12 protein-coding genes and 1 pseudogene are annotated in these 16871 nt (G+C 72.5%); 4 read left to right on the forward strand and 9 right to left on the reverse strand.

All coding sequences use genetic code 11. The features are described 5' to 3' along the window. Window positions 1-24 precede the first annotated feature (24 nt). From K4G64_RS00075 to K4G64_RS00090, 4 genes are all read left to right on the forward strand, one after another. Window positions 25-279, forward strand: coding sequence for a type B 50S ribosomal protein L31 (locus tag K4G64_RS00075; RefSeq protein WP_221753950.1), 255 nt, complete (start codon window positions 25-27; stop codon window positions 277-279). Beyond that, the gene (locus K4G64_RS00080) at window positions 279-1430 is read left to right on the forward strand and encodes a GTP-binding protein (RefSeq protein ID WP_221753951.1); all 1152 of its coding nucleotides are present in this window, start codon (window positions 279-281) and stop codon (window positions 1428-1430) included. The genes K4G64_RS00075 and K4G64_RS00080 overlap by 1 nt, the downstream gene beginning before the upstream one ends. Window positions 1431-1495: 65 nt before the next feature. Continuing rightward, complete coding sequence (gene rpsR, locus K4G64_RS00085; RefSeq protein WP_221753952.1) at window positions 1496-1732, forward strand: 30S ribosomal protein S18; 237 nt, start codon at window positions 1496-1498, stop codon at window positions 1730-1732. A 74-nt stretch (window positions 1733-1806) separates the two neighbouring features. After that, a complete protein-coding gene (locus tag K4G64_RS00090) occupies window positions 1807-2367 on the forward strand; it encodes a GNAT family N-acetyltransferase (RefSeq protein ID WP_221753953.1) in 561 nt (186 codons plus the stop codon). 63 nt (window positions 2368-2430) lie between these two features. On the opposite strand, the gene K4G64_RS00095 is transcribed toward K4G64_RS00090, so the two are convergent. The 9 genes and pseudogenes from K4G64_RS00095 to K4G64_RS00135 all read right to left on the reverse strand — a co-directional run bounded on the left by K4G64_RS00095 (window position 2431) and on the right by K4G64_RS00135 (window position 16862). Beyond that, window positions 2431-2559, reverse strand: coding sequence for a hypothetical protein (locus K4G64_RS00095; RefSeq protein WP_308122154.1), 129 nt, complete (start codon window positions 2557-2559; stop codon window positions 2431-2433). Further along, window positions 2556-2744, reverse strand: a pseudogene (locus K4G64_RS00100) (hypothetical protein); the annotation flags it as partial. The pseudogene K4G64_RS00100 and the gene K4G64_RS00095, both read right to left, overlap by 4 nt. Before the next feature lie 106 nt (window positions 2745-2850). Then, window positions 2851-4611, reverse strand: coding sequence for an ABC transporter ATP-binding protein (locus K4G64_RS00105; protein WP_221753954.1), 1761 nt, complete (start codon window positions 4609-4611; stop codon window positions 2851-2853). Then, window positions 4608-6395, reverse strand: coding sequence for an ABC transporter ATP-binding protein (locus tag K4G64_RS00110; protein ID WP_221753955.1), 1788 nt, complete (start codon window positions 6393-6395; stop codon window positions 4608-4610). Before K4G64_RS00110 ends, K4G64_RS00105 begins: the two co-directional genes overlap by 4 nt. Continuing rightward, window positions 6392-7987 (reverse strand): (2,3-dihydroxybenzoyl)adenylate synthase, encoded by a 1596-nt coding sequence (locus tag K4G64_RS00115; RefSeq protein WP_221753956.1) that lies wholly within the window; start codon window positions 7985-7987, stop codon window positions 6392-6394. Before K4G64_RS00115 ends, K4G64_RS00110 begins: the two co-directional genes overlap by 4 nt. A 2-nt stretch (window positions 7988-7989) precedes the next feature. Then, window positions 7990-9306, reverse strand: coding sequence for a salicylate synthase (locus tag K4G64_RS00120; RefSeq protein ID WP_221753957.1), 1317 nt, complete (start codon window positions 9304-9306; stop codon window positions 7990-7992). A 21-nt stretch (window positions 9307-9327) separates the two neighbouring features. Next, entirely contained in the window at window positions 9328-14760 is a 5433-nt protein-coding gene (locus tag K4G64_RS00125; protein WP_221753958.1) for a non-ribosomal peptide synthetase, read from the reverse strand. Then, entirely contained in the window at window positions 14757-16154 is a 1398-nt protein-coding gene (locus tag K4G64_RS00130) for an FAD-binding oxidoreductase (RefSeq protein WP_221753959.1), read from the reverse strand. Before K4G64_RS00130 ends, K4G64_RS00125 begins: the two co-directional genes overlap by 4 nt. 3 nt (window positions 16155-16157) lie before the next feature. Further along, window positions 16158-16862, reverse strand: coding sequence for a VOC family protein (locus K4G64_RS00135; protein WP_221753960.1), 705 nt, complete (start codon window positions 16860-16862; stop codon window positions 16158-16160). Window positions 16863-16871 lie beyond the last annotated feature (9 nt).

The following is a 16871-nucleotide window of genomic DNA, read 5'->3' on the forward strand; positions in this document are numbered from 1 at the left end:
CACCCACCCTCCAGGGAGCCCGCCATGAAGCCCGGCATCCACCCCGCCTACGGCCCCGTCGTCTTCCGCGACAAGGCCGCCGACTTCGCCTTCCTGACCCGCTCGACGCTCTCCAGTGACAAGCGCATCGAGTGGGAGGACGGCAACACCTATCCCGTCGTGGACGTCGAGATCTCCTCGGCGAGCCACCCCTTCTACACCGGTACCGCCCGAGTCCTCGACACCGCGGGCCGCGTCGAGCGCTTCGAACGCCGCTACGGCCGATCCGGGGGCCGGTGATGCGCGAGGAAGGCCGACTGCCGGTCGTCATCGTCGCCGGCCTGCACGCGGACGCCCGTCGGCACGTGGTCGACCGGCTCCTGCGAGCGGTACCGGGCAGCGTCGCCCTGCACCACGACCTCGCCACCGCGGCCGAGGGAACCGTACGACGGATCCTGCGCGACGCGTCCGGCGTGCTCGCGTCGGGCGAGACGCCGCTGGTCAACGACTGCGCCTGCTGCGCACTGCGCGAGGACCTCGTCCCGGAGCTGGAGCGGCTGGCCGACCACGGTCTGACACGGCTGGCGATCGTCGAGTTGTGGGACTCGGTCGAGCCCAAGGCCATGGCCGAGGTCGTGGCGGCACACAGCGGCGACGACCTGACGCTCACCAACGTGATCACCGCGGTGGACCCGGCACTGGTCCTGCCGTGCCTCTCCAACGGAGACGACCTGGCCGAGGCGGGACTCGCGGCGGCGGCGACGGACCAGCGCACCGTCGGCGACACCTGGGCCCGCCAGCTGGAGTACGCGCCCGTCCTCGCCCTCGTGGACAGCGAGGACGCGGACGAACACGACCGCGCCCTGCTGACCCAGCTGCACCCCACCGCCCGCCACGTCGACGCACGCTCAGGCGAACTCGCGCACCTGGCCTTCGCCGGCTTCGACGTGGAAGCGGCGGCCGCGGCTCAGCACCCGGCCTGTGCACTCCTGCCCCAGGAGGCCGACGAAGCAGGCGTCACGACGCTGGTCTGGCACCGCACCCGCCCCTTCCACCCCGAACGCCTCTACCAGGCCCTGGAGGACCTCTGCTGCGCCGCCGCCCGCAGCAGGGGCCGCTTCTGGCTCGCCGACCGCCCCGACACCCTGCTCTCCTGGGACGCGGCCGGCGGCGCCCTGTGCGTCGAGAGCGCGGGCCCGTGGCTCGCCTCCCTGCCCGACGCCGCATGGGAGCTGGTCCCCCCGGTACGGCGAGCGGCTGCCGCACTGGACTGGCATCCGGAGCACGGCGACCGCTGCCAGCACCTCGTCTTCACCTCACCCGGACTCGACCGCTCCGGCATCGAGCAGCTCCTCGACTCCTGCCTGCTCACCGACGCCGAATACGCGGCCGGACCCGAGGGATGGCAGCGCCTGCCGGCGGTCTTCGACTCCCTGCTCGACGCCGCGTGATCCACCGCCCCTCCACCCGTCGCCCGTCGCCCGTCGCCCGTCACAACCCCACCCGAGGAATCCGCATGACCCGACGCGTCAACACCCGCAAGCCCGTGAAGCCCCGCACCAATCCCCTCCTCGCGGCCGGCATCACCTACATCGACTACAAGGACACCGACCTGCTGCGCAGGTTCATCTCCGACCGGGGGAAGATCCGCAGCCGGCGCGTCACCCACGTCACCGCTCAACAGCAGCGCCAACTCGCCGCAGCCATCAAGAACGCCCGCGAAATGGCCCTCCTGCCCTACTCCAGCAAGTGACAGAGCGCTGCGGAGGTCAGTGGACACCCGACGGACGGGCTCGCCGACGGGGCCCGTCTGGCAGGCTGATCGCCATGGGAGCGCTCAAGACAGTGAGGTCACCCGAGTTCACACAGATCACCCGGCCCCACGAGCTGGCCTCCGGCCTGAGGCAGGAGCTGGTCGACTGCTGGGTGACGGTGAGCAATGCCGGCGGAGCGGTCATCCCGCACGGCGTCACATTGCCGCCGCTGAGTCCGCGGGACGTCGAACCGGTGCTCGACCGGATCGTCGACGCACTCGACCCGCAACGGAGCCGGCTGCTCGTGGCCACCGTGGACGGCGTGTTGGCGGGATGGCTGCTCCTTCGCCGCGATCCGCACCCGCTCGTCGCGCACTGCGGCGTGGTCAACCACGTGCAGACGCACACCAGGTTCCGTCGCCAGGGCATCGGTGCCGCGCTGATGCGCCGCGTCCCCGGCGTCGCCCGTGACGGGATGGGGTTGGAACGGCTGGGGCTCACCGCGAGGTCCGGCCTGGGGCTCGAGGACTTCTACCGCGGGCTGGGCTGGGTGGAGGTCGGCCGATGGCCGGGGGCACTGCGGGTCGCCCCCGGTGACGACCGCGACGAGATCCTGATGAGCCTCGCCCTCTGACCACCGTCCGCGAACGGCCCGGGTGGCGTCCCCATGGGTTCGCGGGCACGCGGTCGGTGCTGATCAGTCCTTGACCGCCACGAGGACTCGGCTGTCGCCGAACCGCCAGACGGACGTGACATGGCGGAAGCCCGCCTCCCGCAGCAGTCCGCCATGCCGGGCCGCGGTCAGGTCGTCGCCGCAACGGCTCACCCGGTGTCCTGCGACGCGGCCCGCTTCCAGGCCGCGCCTCGCAGCAGGCGCGGTCCGTTGAGGCCGATGACGACGGTCGAGCCCTCGTGGCCCGCGACACCGAGCGGCAGCGGCAGGTGGCCGACCAGGTACCAGATGGCGAGGCCGGCGATGAACAGCCCTGCGATCGCCAGGTTGTGCACGACCGGCTTCCAGGAAGGGCGGGCGGCCCTCGCCTGGAGGGTCACCCGCCGCTGTTGCCATTCAGTGATCGTCTCTGTGCCGTTCTGGTCCGCGCGAGCGACGCAAGAGTCAGAGCACGTGCGCGCCGCCCGGGATCTGCCACTCGCGCGCGGCCGACTGGGCCGCCCACATGCGGGCGTAGCGGCCGTCGGACTCCGTGAGCAGGTCGGTGTGGGTGCCGCGCTGGGTGACACGGCCGTCCTCCACGACCAGGATCTGGTCGGCGCCGACCACGGTGGACAGCCGGTGCGCGATGACGACCACCGTCTTGCCGGCCACCAAGCGGTCGACCGCCTGCTGGACGACTGTCTCGGACATGCTGTCCAGCGCCGCGGTGGGCTCGTCGAGCAGCACGACCGGGGCGTCCTTCAGAAAGGCGCGGGCGATGGAGATGCGCTGGCGTTCGCCCCCCGAGAGGGCGGAACCGATCTCGCCGACGCGGGTGGTGTAGCGCTCGGGCAGGGCGTCGACGAAGTCGTGGATGCCCGCCGCGCGGGCCGCGTCCTCGATGTCGGCGTCGGTGGCGTCCGGCCGGCCGAGGGCGATGTTGGCGCGGATCGTGTCGTCGAAGAGGTAGACGTCCTGGAAGACGACGGCGATGTGGCGCAGGACCTCGTCCGGCGAGAGACCGGCCAGATCGACACCGCCGATGCGGACCGTGCCGTGCTGCGGATCGGCGTAGCGGCTGATGAGCCGGGTCACGGTCGTCTTGCCGGAGCCGGAGGGGCCGACCAGGGCGGTCAGACTGCGCTCGGGGATGGTGAAGTCGACGTCCTTCAGCGTGGGTTCGTGCTGCCCGTCGTAGCCGAACGTGACGTGCTCGAAGCTGATGTCGAAGGACGTGGGCGGGCGGCCGCCCTCGGCCACCGGCAGCGGGCGCACCGCGAGCACGTCGTCGATACGGGCGAGTGCCGCCTCCGACAGTTCGAAGAGCTTGGTCATGACGGCGGCCAGGCTCAGCGGCTCGGCGAAACGGGCGGCGGCGACGGTGACGGCGAGCAGGGTCGCGGGGGTGAGCCGCGCGTCGAGGACCAGGGCGGCGCCGAGGGCGACCAGGCCCACGAGGGCCAGCTGGACCAGGAGCTGGGCCCCGGCAACGGGCAGGGCGGCGGATCTGTTGGTGGCGGCCTGGGTCTCGTGCTGGCGGTCCAGTACCGGCAGCAGGCGTGGCGAGTCGGCGCCCGCCTGGCCGGTGGCCTTGAGCACCGGCAGGCCCTGGACGTACTCCACGATGCGCGCGGCCGCTTCCCCGTCGGCCTCGTCCACCTCACGGAACCCGGAGCCGGAGCGGCGCTGCACATGGCCTACGAGGGGGATGGCGGCCAGCGTGCCCGCGACGAGCACGAGACCGAGCCGCCAGTCCAGGGCGATCACGACCGCGCCGAGTACCAGCGGGACGGTGACCAGCTGGACGAACAGGGCGGCGAGCGAGGAGACGGCGGTGGCGGCCGTCGTCGCGTTGCCGCCGACCACCTGGGTGAGGTCGCCCGCGGCGCGCCCGTTCAGCTCCTGCTGCGGCATGGCCCGCAGGGCGGCGCCCAGACGGAGGCGGGTGGAGCCCGTCACCAGGTGCCAGTAGTCGTAGGTGAACGCCATCTCGCGCACGCGCAGCGCGCCTTCGGCGGCGACGAGGACGGCCAGTGCGCCGATCCACGTCCAGGCGCGGCCGGTGCGCACCGGGTCGCGGCAGAGCTCCGCCAGCAGGGGTACGAAGCAGGCGTACGCGGCGGCCTGGAGCATGGTCGCCAGCAGCGACGTGCGGAGTGTGGCGCGGAACTGCCGGGCGTACGGGCCCGCCGCGGTGAGCATCAGGCGCAGGATGCGCGTCACGGGGTGACCTCCCTGGTTCGGCCGCCGGTCATGCCCCAGGCGGCGGCCTGCTGGTGGCCGGCCCAGAGGCGGGCATAGTGGCCGCCGGCGGCGACGAGTTCGGCGTGGCGGCCGCGTTCGGCGATGCGGCCTTGGTCGAGGACGACGATCTGGTCGGCGTCGGTGATGGTGGACAGGCGGTGGGCGATGACGAGGACGGTGCGGCCCCGGGTGAGGCGGGCGACGGCCTGTTGGATGGCGGCCTCGGTCTCGGGGTCGGTGAAGGCGGTGGCCTCGTCGAGGACGATGATCGGGGCGCGGGAGAGGATCGCGCGGGCGATGGTGATGCGCTGCCGCTGGCCGCCGGAGAGAAGACCGCCGCGCTCGCCGACCTGGGTGTCGTAGGCGTCGGGGAGTTCGCGCACGATGAAGTCGTGGGCGGCGGCGGCCTCGGCGGCGGCGCGGACCTCGGCGTCGGTGGCGTCGGGACGGGCGAGCCGGATGTTCTCGGCGACGGTCCCGGTGACGAGGAACGGGTCCTGGAAGACGAGGGCGACATGCCGCAGCAGGACATCGGTGGCGATGTCCCGGACGTCCTCACCGCCGACGCGCACCGTGCCCGAGTCGACGTCGTGGAAGCGCGGGATCAGCCGGGCCAGCGTGGACTTGCCGGAGCCGGAGGCACCGACCAGGGCGCACACGGTGCCCTGGGGAATCTCCAGGTCTATGCCGTCCAGAGCCGGGCGGCCGCCGTCGCGGCCGGGGTAGCGGAAGGTGACCGACTCGAAGTGGACGGCGGAGCCGTGCGGTTCGCGCGGATCGTCGGGTTCCGGGAGCGGTGGCGCGTTCAGGAGTTCCGTCAGGCGGACGGCGCCTGCCTTGGCATCGTTGATGTGGTTCGTCAGGTGCATCAGGGGAGAAACCGCCTCGATGGGCATGGTGCCGATGAGGAGGGCGAGCAGCAGGTCCGTGAGGGAGATCCACCCGGCGTCGAGCATGGGTACGCCAGTGGTGGCGACGATCAGCAGGGTGGGCAGCGGCACGATGAACAGCCGGTGCAGCAGGCCCGAGGAACGGGTGGTGGCCATCCAGGCGGCGACGGCGTCCGTGAACTCCTCGACCGCGGCGGAGAAGCGGCCGAAGGATGCCCGGCCGTCGTCGAAGGTGCGCACGACCGGCATGCCGTGGACGAACTCGACGACGGCCGCGTTCACGTTCTCGTTCGCCGTGTTGTAGCGCTCGCGCTGGGTCCCGTAGTCGCGGGCCATCAGCGAGAAGACGGCGAACGCGACGGGGATGATCAGGAGTACGGCGAGCAGCATCCGCCACTGCACCACGCCCAGCGCTATCAGCGCGGCCACGGGCTGGGCGATGCCGGAGCCGAGGAACGGCAGCGCGTCGGCGACCACGTTGTGCAGGGACTTCACGTCGTCCTGGACGATCTTCTTGATCCGTCCGGCGCCGAGCCGCTGCACCTCGCCCAGCGGCATGCGCGCCAGGCTGTCGGCGAGCCGGCGGCGCAGCACGACCTCCAGCTCGTAACTCGCCTCGTGGGCGAGGTGCTCGGCGAACCAGCGCGCGCCGAAGCCGCCGAGCAGGCCGGCGAGCGCACCCAGCGTCCAGCGGGTGACGACGGCGCCGGACGGGTCGTCGGTGAGGAGTTGCCCGACGGCGTACGCCACGCAGACGAAGCCCGCGACGGCGCACACGCCGCTCAACAGGCCGAGTGTCGCGGCCTGCCCGAGTTGCCGGCGGACCCGCTGGGAGCTCGCCGCGAGGTCCACCACGGTGCGCAGGGAACTCATGCGCTCACCTGCCGGATGAGAGCGGCCTTGTCGACCTTGCCGAGGGCGGTGCGGGGGAAGGAGGCCAACGCCCTTACGTCATCCGGGAGTTTGAAGGCGGCGAGGCCGCGTCCCGTGAGGTGGGCGATCAGGTCGGCGCGGCTGGGTGGCGTGCCGCGGGGGACGACGCAGGCGCAGGAGCGCTCCCCCAGCCGCGTGTCCGGCAGCCCGACCAGGGCCACGTCGAGGACGGCCGGATGAGCGAGCAGATGGTTCTCCACCTCCTCGACCGGGACCTTCTCCCCGCCGCGGTTGATGACGTCCTTGATGCGGCCCTCCACGACGAGGTGCCCGCTCGGCAGGCGCCGTACGAGATCGCCGCTGCGGTAGAACCCGTCCTCGGTGAAGGCCCTGGCGTTGTGGTCGTCGGCACGGTAGTAGCCGCGCAGTGTGTACGGGCCGCGGACCAGCAGCTCGCCCACCTCGCCGTCCGGTACCTCGTGGTCGTCGGTGTCGACGATGCGGAGCTCGTCGTCCTCGGACAGCGGGCGGCCCTGGGTGTCGAGGACGAGGCCGTCGGGGTCGTCGAGGCGTGTGTAGCAGAGCAGTCCCTCGGCCATGCCGAACACCTGCTGGAGGCGGCAGCCCAGCTCAGGGCCGATCCGCCGGGCGGCCTCGGCCTTGAGCCGGGATCCGCCGACCTGCAGCAGCTCCAGGCTGCCGAGATCGTCATCGGCCCACTCCGCCGCCTCCAGCCACAGCAGGGCGAGGGAGGGCACGAGGGCGGTGACCGTGACGCGTTCGCGGGCGATCAGCGCGAAGGCCGTGTCCGGGCTCGGATGGGGGCACATCACGACGGTGCCGCCCGCGTGGAGCGTGCCGAGCAGCCCGGGGCAGGCGAGGGGGAAGTTGTGGGCGACCGGAAGCGCCGCCAGGTAACGGGTGCCGGAGGTCAGGCCGGTCACGGCCGCGCCGGCGGCGGCGTTGTAGAGGTAGTCGTCGTGGGTGCGTGGGATGAGTTTCGGCGCGCCGGTCGTGCCGCCGGACAGGAGCAGCAGCGCCACGTCGGACGGGTCGGGCTCCGGCAGCGGGCGCGGCTCGGCGGACAGCGATGCCAGAGCGGTGAACTCCTGAGGATCGCCGGCGACCAGGACATGACGCAGGGCTGGCGCCTTCTCCCCCACGGCACGGGCCAGCGGGCGGTGGTCGAAGCCCAGGTGTGTGTCGGGGATGACGTACGCCACCGCTTCGGACAGGGCCAGCAGGTGTCCGATCTCCGCCTCGCGGTGGGCGGGCAGCGCCATGACGGGGACGGCGCCGAGCCGGAACAGGGCGAAGGACAGCTCCAGGAACTCCGCGATGTTCGGCAGGTGGACGAGCACGCGGTCACCGGGTGCGAGGCCGAGGCCGTGCAGTCCGGCCGCCAGCCGGTCGGCGCGCTCGTCGAGGTCGCGGTACGTCCAGCGCCGGTCGCCATCGACGACGGCGATCGCTTCGGGGGTGGCCGCGGCCCGCTGCCGCAGCAGCGAGCCGAGCGTACGGCCGCTCCAGTGACCGCGTTCACGGTAGCGGTCGGCGAACTCCTTCGGCCACGGGGTGAATCCGTCCAGCATGCTCAGCCCTCCTTCGGGACGACGTAGGGGGCGACGCTGCGGAGCTTCTCGCAGGTCTCCTCGTACTCGCGGGCCGCTCGGGAGGCCCCGACGATGCCCGCGCCGGCGCGCAGCCAGGCCCGGTCGCCGCGCTGGTAGACGGCGCGCAGCACCAGGGCCGCGTCCAGGGATCCGTCGCTGCCGGCCCGGAGCACCGCGCCGGCGTAGAGCCCGCGCGGCTCCTCCTCCAGCTCGTGGATCAGCTGGTACGCGGCCTGTTTGGGGATGCCGGACGCGGTCACCGGAGGGAAGACCGCGCCGAGTGCGTCCCAGGCGGTGCGGCCCTCGGCGAGGTCGGTGGTGACGCGGGAGGCGAGGTGTTGGACGCTGCCGCGCGGTTTGACGGTGAGGAACTCGCCCACGCGGGTGCTGTGCGGGACACCCACGGAGGCCAGCTCCTCCACCGCGAGCTTCACGGAGGTGGCGTGCTCGTAGACCTCCTTGGGGTCGCGGTGGAGTTCGGCGCGCAGGGCGGCGTCCCTGTCCGGGTCGCCGGTCAGGGCGCGGGTGCCGGCGAGCGGCTGGGTGACGGCGGTGCCGTCGCCGGACACCTCGATCACGGTCTCGGGGCTGAAGCCGGCGGCCTGTGTCCCGCCCAGGTCGAGCAGGAAGGAGCGGGCGGGGGTGTTGGCGGTGCGGCCGGTCACGTAGGTGGCGGGCATGTCGACGGTGAAGGGCACGGGGACGGTGCGGGAGAGGATGACCTTGTCGAGCCTGCCGCGGCCGATCTCGGTCACGGCGTGGGTGACGTGTCCGTGGTACGGGCCGTGGGGCGCGTGGACGTCGACGGGCTTCGGGGACCGTGGTGTCGCGTACGCCGGGGCCTCGGCCAGGGTCTTGCGGAGGCGGTCGGGCAGGTCGGGGTCGACGGTGCGGACCTCGACGCCGTCCTCGGTGACCGTCAACTCCGTGCCGGGCACGATGAGATGGGCCAGCAGGTCCTTCTCCTGCCCGGCCCGGTGCCCGCTCGCGAGTTCGTACGACAGCCAGCCGTAGGCGTTCCAGCCGTCGACGGGGGTCCTGTCGAGGGCGGAACGTATCGGCTCCCAGGGTGTGCCCGACCAGGCGAGCTGGTGCTGGAGTCGGGGTGCGGTGAAGCGCGTACGTATGGTGTGGGCGTCGACGCGTATCTCGCCGATCGGGTTGCCCGCCACGTACCAGTGGCGGTCGTGCTCGTAGACGACGTACTCGGTGATCAGTCCGGAGCCGACGAGGTGGGCGACGGCGGCGAGGGGGTCGAAGGGTCCGTCGATGCGTGTGTGGTGGTACTGCTCGGCCATGGCGCGGTCTCCTGGGTGTGGTCAGCGGCTGTGCGGCGCGCGCAGCGGGGCGGCCACGAGGTCGGCGACATGGGCGACGTTCGGCTCCTCGATGCAGCTGAAGTGGTTGCCGTCGATGCCGGTGACGGGAAGGTCGCCGATGCACACGTCGCGCCAGAAAGCGAGCGTCGTGTCGTCCATGCCCGGCGCGAAGCCGGAGGCGCCGCGAGGCAGCAGGAAGCGGATGTCGCCCGCGTACGGGGGCGGGGTGAACCGGGCCGACAGGAAGCTCTGCCGGAAGACCCGGAACATCGCGGCGACCATCTCCGGCGGCATCTCCTCGCCGCTCGACTCGGTGGCCGTGCGGGCGTACGCGGCGAACCGCTCCTCGCGCGTGTGCGAGCCGAGCCTGCGGAAGAATTCCCCGGCCCGGTCGAGTTCGGGATCCCCGCCGACCTCGGCGAGCGCACCGAGCGGGACCTTTCCCCCGTTCTGCTCGATGACGTGCATGAAGCCTCCGACGACGGTGTCCGCGTCGATGTCGCCGAATCCGGTGCGGTCGAGCGAGATGTGCAGGTTGGGGACGAACAGGATCTCGATCATCAGGTCGTCCTCGACGTCGACCACAACCGGATGGCTGCTGATCAGGGTCAGGTCCTCGACGGTCACGCCGCGTTCGTCGAGGCGCCGGGCGACCTCGGTGGCGTACAGGCCGCCCAGGCAGTAGCCGATGAGCTGGACACGGTCGTGCCCCTCGGCGATGAGCCGCTCGGCGTAGTCGTCGGCGGCGCGCTCGATGACGGTGGCCGGATCCTGGGAGAGGTAGCGCTCGGTGTCGTCGATGACGATGCCGAGGACCGGGCCGAGATCCTGCTCGACGAGGCGGGCGGCGAGCGGCCGGTAGCAGTCCATGGTGCCGAGTCCGGCGTGGAACATCACGCGCAGGGGGCCTTCCCCGGTGGTGCTGAAGGACATCAGGGCGGCGTTGCTGCCGGTGGCGGCGCGGCGGAGGGCGGGCTGGGCTCCGGTCTCGCCGCTGGTGCGCAGGAAGGCCGCGAGGTCGGCGAGCGTGGGGTGGTTGAGCAACCGGCGCAGCAGCGTGTCGAAGGGGATGCCGGACGCCTCGGGGACCTCCTCGCGCAGGCGGCCGGCCATCCTGGCCATGATCAGGGAGTCGGCTCCGTGGTCGTAGAAGCTGTCGGTGCGGCCGACGCGTCCGCTGGGCAGCGCGTCCGCCCACAAGGCGGCGAGGCGGGATTCGAAGGCGTCGGCCGGCGCCTGGGCGGTCTGCTCGGGTGCGGTGTCGGTGAGGCTGGGCCGCCAGCCCTGGAGCGCGCGCCGGTCGACCTTGCCGTTGCCGGTCAGCGGGAGGGCGTCGACGATCTGGAGGTGCGACGGGATCATGTGGGCGGGCAGACGGTCGCGCAGGTGCGCGGCGAGGTCCGCCTCGGTGACGTGCGCCCGGTCGGTCTTCATCCGCGCGGCGTACAGATGGACGCCCTGCGGAGCGAGTACGTGAGCGTCGTCGGGCAGGCACAGGACCTGCTCCGCGCCGGCCTCGGCCAGCAGGTCCAGCCAGCGTTCGCGGTCGAGGTACGACGGGCCGCCAAGGGCCCGTTCGTCCTCCGGCTCGGTCATCATGAACGCCTGGGAGGCCAGGATCCACGGGTGTTCGCGGGTGGGTTCCGTAAGGATCAACCAGCCGCGTGGAGCGACGAGTTCCACCAGCCGGGCGAGGGATGCCCTGATGTCGCGGGCGTTCTCCAGCACTCCGGCGGCGAGTACGACGTCGTACGCGTTCGGGGCGAGTCCCTGGGCTCGGTGGTCGCTGTCGACGTCGAAGAGGTCGAAGCGCATCTCCGGGCGGTCGCGGTCGCCGAATCGCCGCCTGGCCTCGGGCAGGAAGAAGCCCGCCACATCGGTGAAGTGGTAGGTGGCGTCCCGGTCCGCCAGCGCCGCCAGGGCGTCCTCGGTCGTGCCTCCGGTGCCGGCGCCGGCTTCGAGGACGCGCAGCGGGCCGTCGGCGGGGTGCTCGGCGGCGATGTGCTCGAGGACGCCGGCCACGGCCCGGTTCAGATAGCGGGCGGTGGCGTTGCGGCGGTAGAGCGCGTGCGCGGTGTCGAAGTTCCCCTCGGGGAAGAGGAGTTCGACCGGGTCCTGGCGGCCGGTCAGCAGTTCCGGCAGTCGGTCGGCGTGGTTCTTCACGTACGTCAGGAAGTCACGGGAGGCGACGTCGTCGCTCCAGGCCGCCTCGGCTTCCTTCCACAGCGCGTTCACGGTGCGGTCGTCGATCTGGCCGACGCCCCGCTCGTCGAGGACGGCGAGCCAGCGCCGTACGAGCCAGTGGTGGCGCTGCTCGATCCCCGCGTCCCGCACCTCCCTGTCGCGGGGGGCCGGGAACAGACCCAGCTCCCCCAACGTGCGGGCCATGGACGCCAGTACGGCCGCGTCGAAGGCGTCGACGTGGGCGGACACGCGGTCGCGGCCGACTCCGGGGACGGCGGCGTCGGCGGCCACCCGCACCGTGGGCGCCAGGGTGGCGGCCCCTTCGGCGGACCGCTCGGCGGGCGCGGCCTCGACGGCCCCGAGGAGCGCCCGTTCCTCGCCCGTACCGTCGACGACGACGGCCGCTGCGGACACGGCCGGGTGCTCCAGCAGCGCGGCCTCGATCTCGCCGAGCTCGATGCGGTGCCCGCGCAGCTTGACCTGGGTGTCTTCGCGGCCGAGGAACTCGATCTCGCCGCCGGGCAGATAGCGGCCCAGGTCGCCGGTACGGTACAGGCGCCGGCCATCGCGGGGATGGGTGAGGAAGCGGTGGGCGGTGGTCTCCGGGTCTCCCAGGTAGCCCTGGGCGAGCCCGTGCCCGCTGATGTACAGCTCGCCGGCCACCCACACCGGGCAGTCCCGCAGATTCGCGTCCAGCACCCGGAATTCCTGGTTGGCGAGGGGCAGGCCGTACGGGATGCTGCGACTGCCCGGGTAACTGCCCTTGCAACGGTGGTAGTTGGACCAGATGGCCGCCTCGGTGGCGCCGCCGAGCGCGACGACGTCCAGGTCCGGCAGGCGGCCGGCCAGCGCGCCGGGCAGGGTGACGGGGATCCAGTCGCCGGACAGCAGGGCCAGGCGCAGTGCGGACAGGTCGAGGTCCGGCTCGGTCTCCAGGTAGGTCGCGAGCATCTGCATCAGGGCCGGTACGGAGTTCCAGACGGTGATGCCGTGTGCGGCGATCAGGCCGGCCCAGTGGGAGGGGTCGGTGCGCCGCTGCGGGTCGGGCAGGACGAGGGCGCCGCCGGCCGACAGCGGGCCGAAGATGTCGTACACGGACAGGTCGAAGCCGAGACCCGCCAGGCCCAGGACGCGGTCGTCCGCGGTGATGCCGAAGCGGCGGTTGATGTCCGTGATCGTGTTGAGCGCGGCACGGTGGCTGATCACGACGCCCTTGGGGCGGCCGGTGGAGCCCGAGGTGTAGATGACGTACGCGGGTGCGTCGGGGTCGCCGTCGGACGGGATTTCGGCTGCCTGACGCGGCACCAGCGTGTCCACGGCGACGGCCCGGCAGCCCTCGGGCCAGTCGGCGTCCAGCCACGACTGGGTGAGGATGTGCCGGACGTCCGCGTCGGCGAGCAGGGCGGCACGGCGCAGCGCCGGCTGCGCCGTGTCGACCGGAAGGTAGACACCACCGGCGAGCAGGGTGCCCAGGACCGCGACGACCTGCTCGGGTCCCTTGTCCATGACGATCGCCACCCGCTCGCCGGGGGCGCAGCCCGCGTCCCTGAGTCGCTCGGCCACGGCGGTGGCGCGGGTGGCGAGTTCGCGGTAACTCAGCACCGAGGAGGGGCCGATCACGGCCGGCCGGTCAGGGGTGCGGGCCGCCTGGTCGAGGACGCGGTGGTGGAGGAGGCCGTCGGGCAGGTCGGTGGAGGTGTCGTTGGCACGGCGGCGTTCCTCTGCCTGCCACGTCGGCAGTGCCACGACGTCAGCGGTGTCCCAGAGTCCGTCGGAGTCGGCGAGGCCCCGTATCAGCGTGTCGAAGGCGTCGAACATGTCGTCCACGAGACCGTCGGGGAAGACCCCGTCGCGGACGTCCCAGTTGACCTGAAGGCCCTCCGCGTCGTCCATGGCCTGGCAGTCGATGAACACCTGCGGGGTCTGCGTGATGCCGAAGCCGTCCAGACGGCCCTCGGCCCGCTTGCCGGTGCCGGCGTCGCCGAGCCCGATGGCGCTGGTGAACACGACCGGCATGAGGGCGGCGTCGCGGCCGCGCCTGCGGGCGAGCTCGCGCAGCACCTCGACGCCGGAGTACAGGCGGTGGTCGAGGTCGTCGAAGAGCTGACCGGCGAGGGTGCGCGTCTGCTCGGCGAAGGGCGCGCCGTTCGCCGCCTCGACCGCGAGGAGGTTGACGGTGGTGAAGTCGCCGACGACGCGGTCGATCTGCTCGTGCAGCGGCAGCCTGTTGAGCACCGTCAGGTTGAGGCAGAAGCGCGGACTGCGGCTCCAGCGGCCGATCACCGCGGCGTAGGCGGCGAGGACGACGGAGGACGGGGTCAGGCCCCGGCGCCCGGCCCGGTCCTTCAGACGCTCCCAGGCGGCCCTGTCCAACTTCAGGTAGCGACGGCGGAAGCGGGGCTGCTGCCGTGCTCCGGCTTCGGCGAGCGGCAGGTCGGGGGCGGGTGGGAGCGTGTCGAGCCGCGCCGACCAGTAGTCCTTGTCGCGCTGGTGGGCCGGGGCCTCCCGCAGGCCGCGTTCGGCGAGCAGGTAGTCACGGAACCGCACGTCGAGAGGCGGGAGCTGGGCGGCCGGTTCGGCGTGCAGGGCCTCGAATTCGGCGAGCAGGAGCCAGATGCTGGCCCAGTCGGCGATCAGGAAGTCCATCGACAGGTGGAGGACGGCCCGGGTGTCGGTGCGGGTGACGCGCAGGTCGAACAGAGGCCAGCGGGTGCTGTCGTACACGCGATGGCCCATCTCCTCGCGTGCCCGCAGCAACGCGGCCTCCGCGTCCGCTCCCCGCGCGTCGGTGACGGCCACCGTGAGCCGCGGCACGGTCGGCAGGATCCGCTGGTGACCCGCGGGGTCGATGACGGCGCGCAGCATGTCGTGGCGTTGGACGAGCCGGTTCCAGGCGTCCTCGGTGCGGGTCGGGTCCAGGTCGGGGTAGGTGACTTCGAGGTAGACGTGGCAGGCGACGCCGCCGTATTCGAAGACCTCGTTGCGGCCCAGCAGGTAGGCGGCCTGCACGTCGGTCAGCGGGAACGGCTCGTGGCGGGCCCCCGGGTCGGGTGTGAGCGCGGCGGGCCGGGCCTCGGCCCGCAGACACTCCAGTACGGCGGCCTTGTGGTCCTTGAGCGCCTGAAGCTGCCCGGCGCTCAGGGTCCCCTTCGGGGCGCGGTAGCGCAGGGTGCCGTCTTCGTCCCACAGCTGTACGCCCGCCTGCCGCAGGTGTGCGATCAGCGCGGCCGGGGTGGATGCGATGGTCATCGGTCGGTCTCCTTGGCTCCGGCCGCGAGCGGCGGGATGTTGGCGTTGAAGCGGAAGAGGTTGTCCGGGTCCCAGACGGCCTTCAGGCCGGCCAACCGCGCGTAGGTGGCGTCTCCGTACGCGGCGCGCACCCACTGCGGCTCCGGGTCGGGCAGCAGGTTGACGTAGGGGCCCTCGGCGACGTCCTGGAGTGCCTGCCAGCCGGTGCGGGCCGGCTCCAGGTGCTCGCCGTCGTCGGCGGTGCCGTACCACTGGGCGCAGATCTCCACGAACCACTGGGCGCCGCGGTGCGTGAACGCGGTCGGCCCGGCCGGAGCTCGGGAGATGGCGCCCCCGAGCGCCCCCAGCACGACGGAGAAGTTCGGTCCGGCGGACTCCCAGTGGCCGAGGATCCCGTCGAGCGTGGCGTCGGTCAGTTCGGTGAGGAGCTCGCCGCGGTTGTAGACGTGCTGGCGGGCGAAGTCGGGTGGGGATGGCAGGAGTCGCTGGTAGGCGGTGTACGGCAGCTCGGTGACGCCGTCGGCGATCGGGCGGGCGGCGCCGTACCGCAGGGGTGCCAGTACCTCGTCGGCCTGCTCGGGAGGCCCGAACCAGCTCGGGATGAGAACGGCGCACCGCTCGAAGTGCAGGTGCTCGGGCACGAACGGCAGCGGCGGCGCGGTCCAGACGACGGCGACGAGCGAGGCCGCGTCGGGTGCCGTGGCCAGCCAGTCCCGGGCCGTGCGCAGGGCTGTGCGCGTCCGGGAGGCGGGATGGACGAGAGCTCCGGCGACGACGCCCCTGACAGGGTGCAGCCGGAAGCCGAAACGGGTGACGACGCCGAAGTTGCCGCCGCCTCCGCGCAGCGCCCAGAACAGATCCGCGTGATGCTCGGCGTCGGCCCTGAGGTGTCTTCCGTCGGCGGTCACCAGCTCGAAGAAGGTGACGTTGTCGCTGGTGAGCCCGTACTGGCGGGACAGGTCGCCGACGCCGCCGCCGAGGGTGTGGCCGGCGATGCCGACGTCGGTGTTGCGCGGGCCGGGCACGGCGAGCCCGAACTCCTGGGTGGCGGCGTCGAATTCGCCCCAGGTCAGGCCGGGCTCCGCGACCGCGGTACGGGACAGGGGATCGATGTCGAGGCGCTTCATCGCCCCGAGGTCGAGGACGATGCCGTCGTCGCAGGTGCCCCAGCCCGCCACGTTGGCTCCGCCGCCGCGGACGGCGACCGGCAGACCCAGGGTGCGTGCGTGGGCGAGGACGGCGATCACGTCGTCGACGTCGGTGCAGCGGGCGATCAGGGCGGGCCGGCGGTCGACGCGGGCGTTGCGGACACGGCGGGCGCGGTCGTAGCCGGGGGTGCCCGGCGTGAGGATCCGGCCGCGGAATCCCGGGAGGGTCACGGCAGCAGTGGTCACCGGTCACTCCTTCCGTGCGGGTGAGGTGAGGACCGCTCCGTGCAGCCGTGCCGGGTCCAACGGATGTGTGAGCCCGTCGAGTTCGGCCGCGACGACGCCCGTACGCTCGGCGCCCTCCACGGCGAGCAGACCGTCCCGGCGCACATGGGCGGTGAGTGCGTCGAAGGCGGCGCGGTCATGGTCCGCCACCCCCATGCGCACGCGTGTGATGCGCCGTGCGCCGTTCGGGTGGTGCACGGCGGCGGGGCGCTGCGGCGGGTCGTAGGCGGAGACGACGAACGGCAGCCGGGCCGGGTGGGCGGCGAGGAACTGGTAGCGCACGCGGTCGCCGTCCGGCCGGGTGCGGCGGCCTTTCATGACGCGCGAGACGCGGACCTGGCCGGCGCGCAGCGCCGAATGAACGCCGGCCAGTTCCGTGTCGTCGGTCTCCAGCGCCAGGTCCCGCCAGCCCTCGCCCGGGCGGGCCCAGCGCACCAGCCGCTCTCCGGCCGCCACACCGTTGACGGCACTCATGGGCCACTTCAACAGACGGAAGCGAGCCGGCAGTTGGAAGAACTCGATGAAGGGCCCCTCCTCGAACCACACCAGCGCGTTGTGGGCGCGTTCGGGTGCGCTCCCCCACTCGACGGTGAAGCCGAGCTCCGTGTAGTCCCGTACGACCGACCGGACATCGTCGACCTTGCACAGGACGTGGCTGCATCTCAGCACGGTGTTCTC

Origin of the sequence: Streptomyces sp. WAC04114 (assembly GCF_019733245.1) — a bacterium.
Taxonomy (GTDB): Bacteria; Actinomycetota; Actinomycetes; order Streptomycetales; family Streptomycetaceae; genus Streptomyces; species Streptomyces massasporeus_A.

Bases quoted from the DNA above. Each gene is read 5' to 3' on its own strand.
- rpsR (WP_221753952.1), top strand. From the start codon at position 1,496: ATGACCCGACGCGTCAACACCCGCAAGCCCGTGAAGCCCCGCACCAAT.
- K4G64_RS00075 (WP_221753950.1), top strand. From the start codon at position 25: ATGAAGCCCGGCATCCACCCCGCCTACGGCCCCGTCGTCTTCCGCGAC.
- K4G64_RS00090 (WP_221753953.1), top strand. From the start codon at position 1,807: ATGGGAGCGCTCAAGACAGTGAGGTCACCCGAGTTCACACAGATCACC.
- K4G64_RS00115 (WP_221753956.1), bottom strand. From the start codon at position 7,987: ATGCTGGACGGATTCACCCCGTGGCCGAAGGAGTTCGCCGACCGCTAC.
- K4G64_RS00110 (WP_221753955.1), bottom strand. From the start codon at position 6,395: ATGAGTTCCCTGCGCACCGTGGTGGACCTCGCGGCGAGCTCCCAGCGG.
- K4G64_RS00120 (WP_221753957.1), bottom strand. From the start codon at position 9,306: ATGGCCGAGCAGTACCACCACACACGCATCGACGGACCCTTCGACCCC.
- K4G64_RS00125 (WP_221753958.1), bottom strand. From the start codon at position 14,760: ATGACCATCGCATCCACCCCGGCCGCGCTGATCGCACACCTGCGGCAG.
- K4G64_RS00080 (WP_221753951.1), top strand. From the start codon at position 279: ATGCGCGAGGAAGGCCGACTGCCGGTCGTCATCGTCGCCGGCCTGCAC.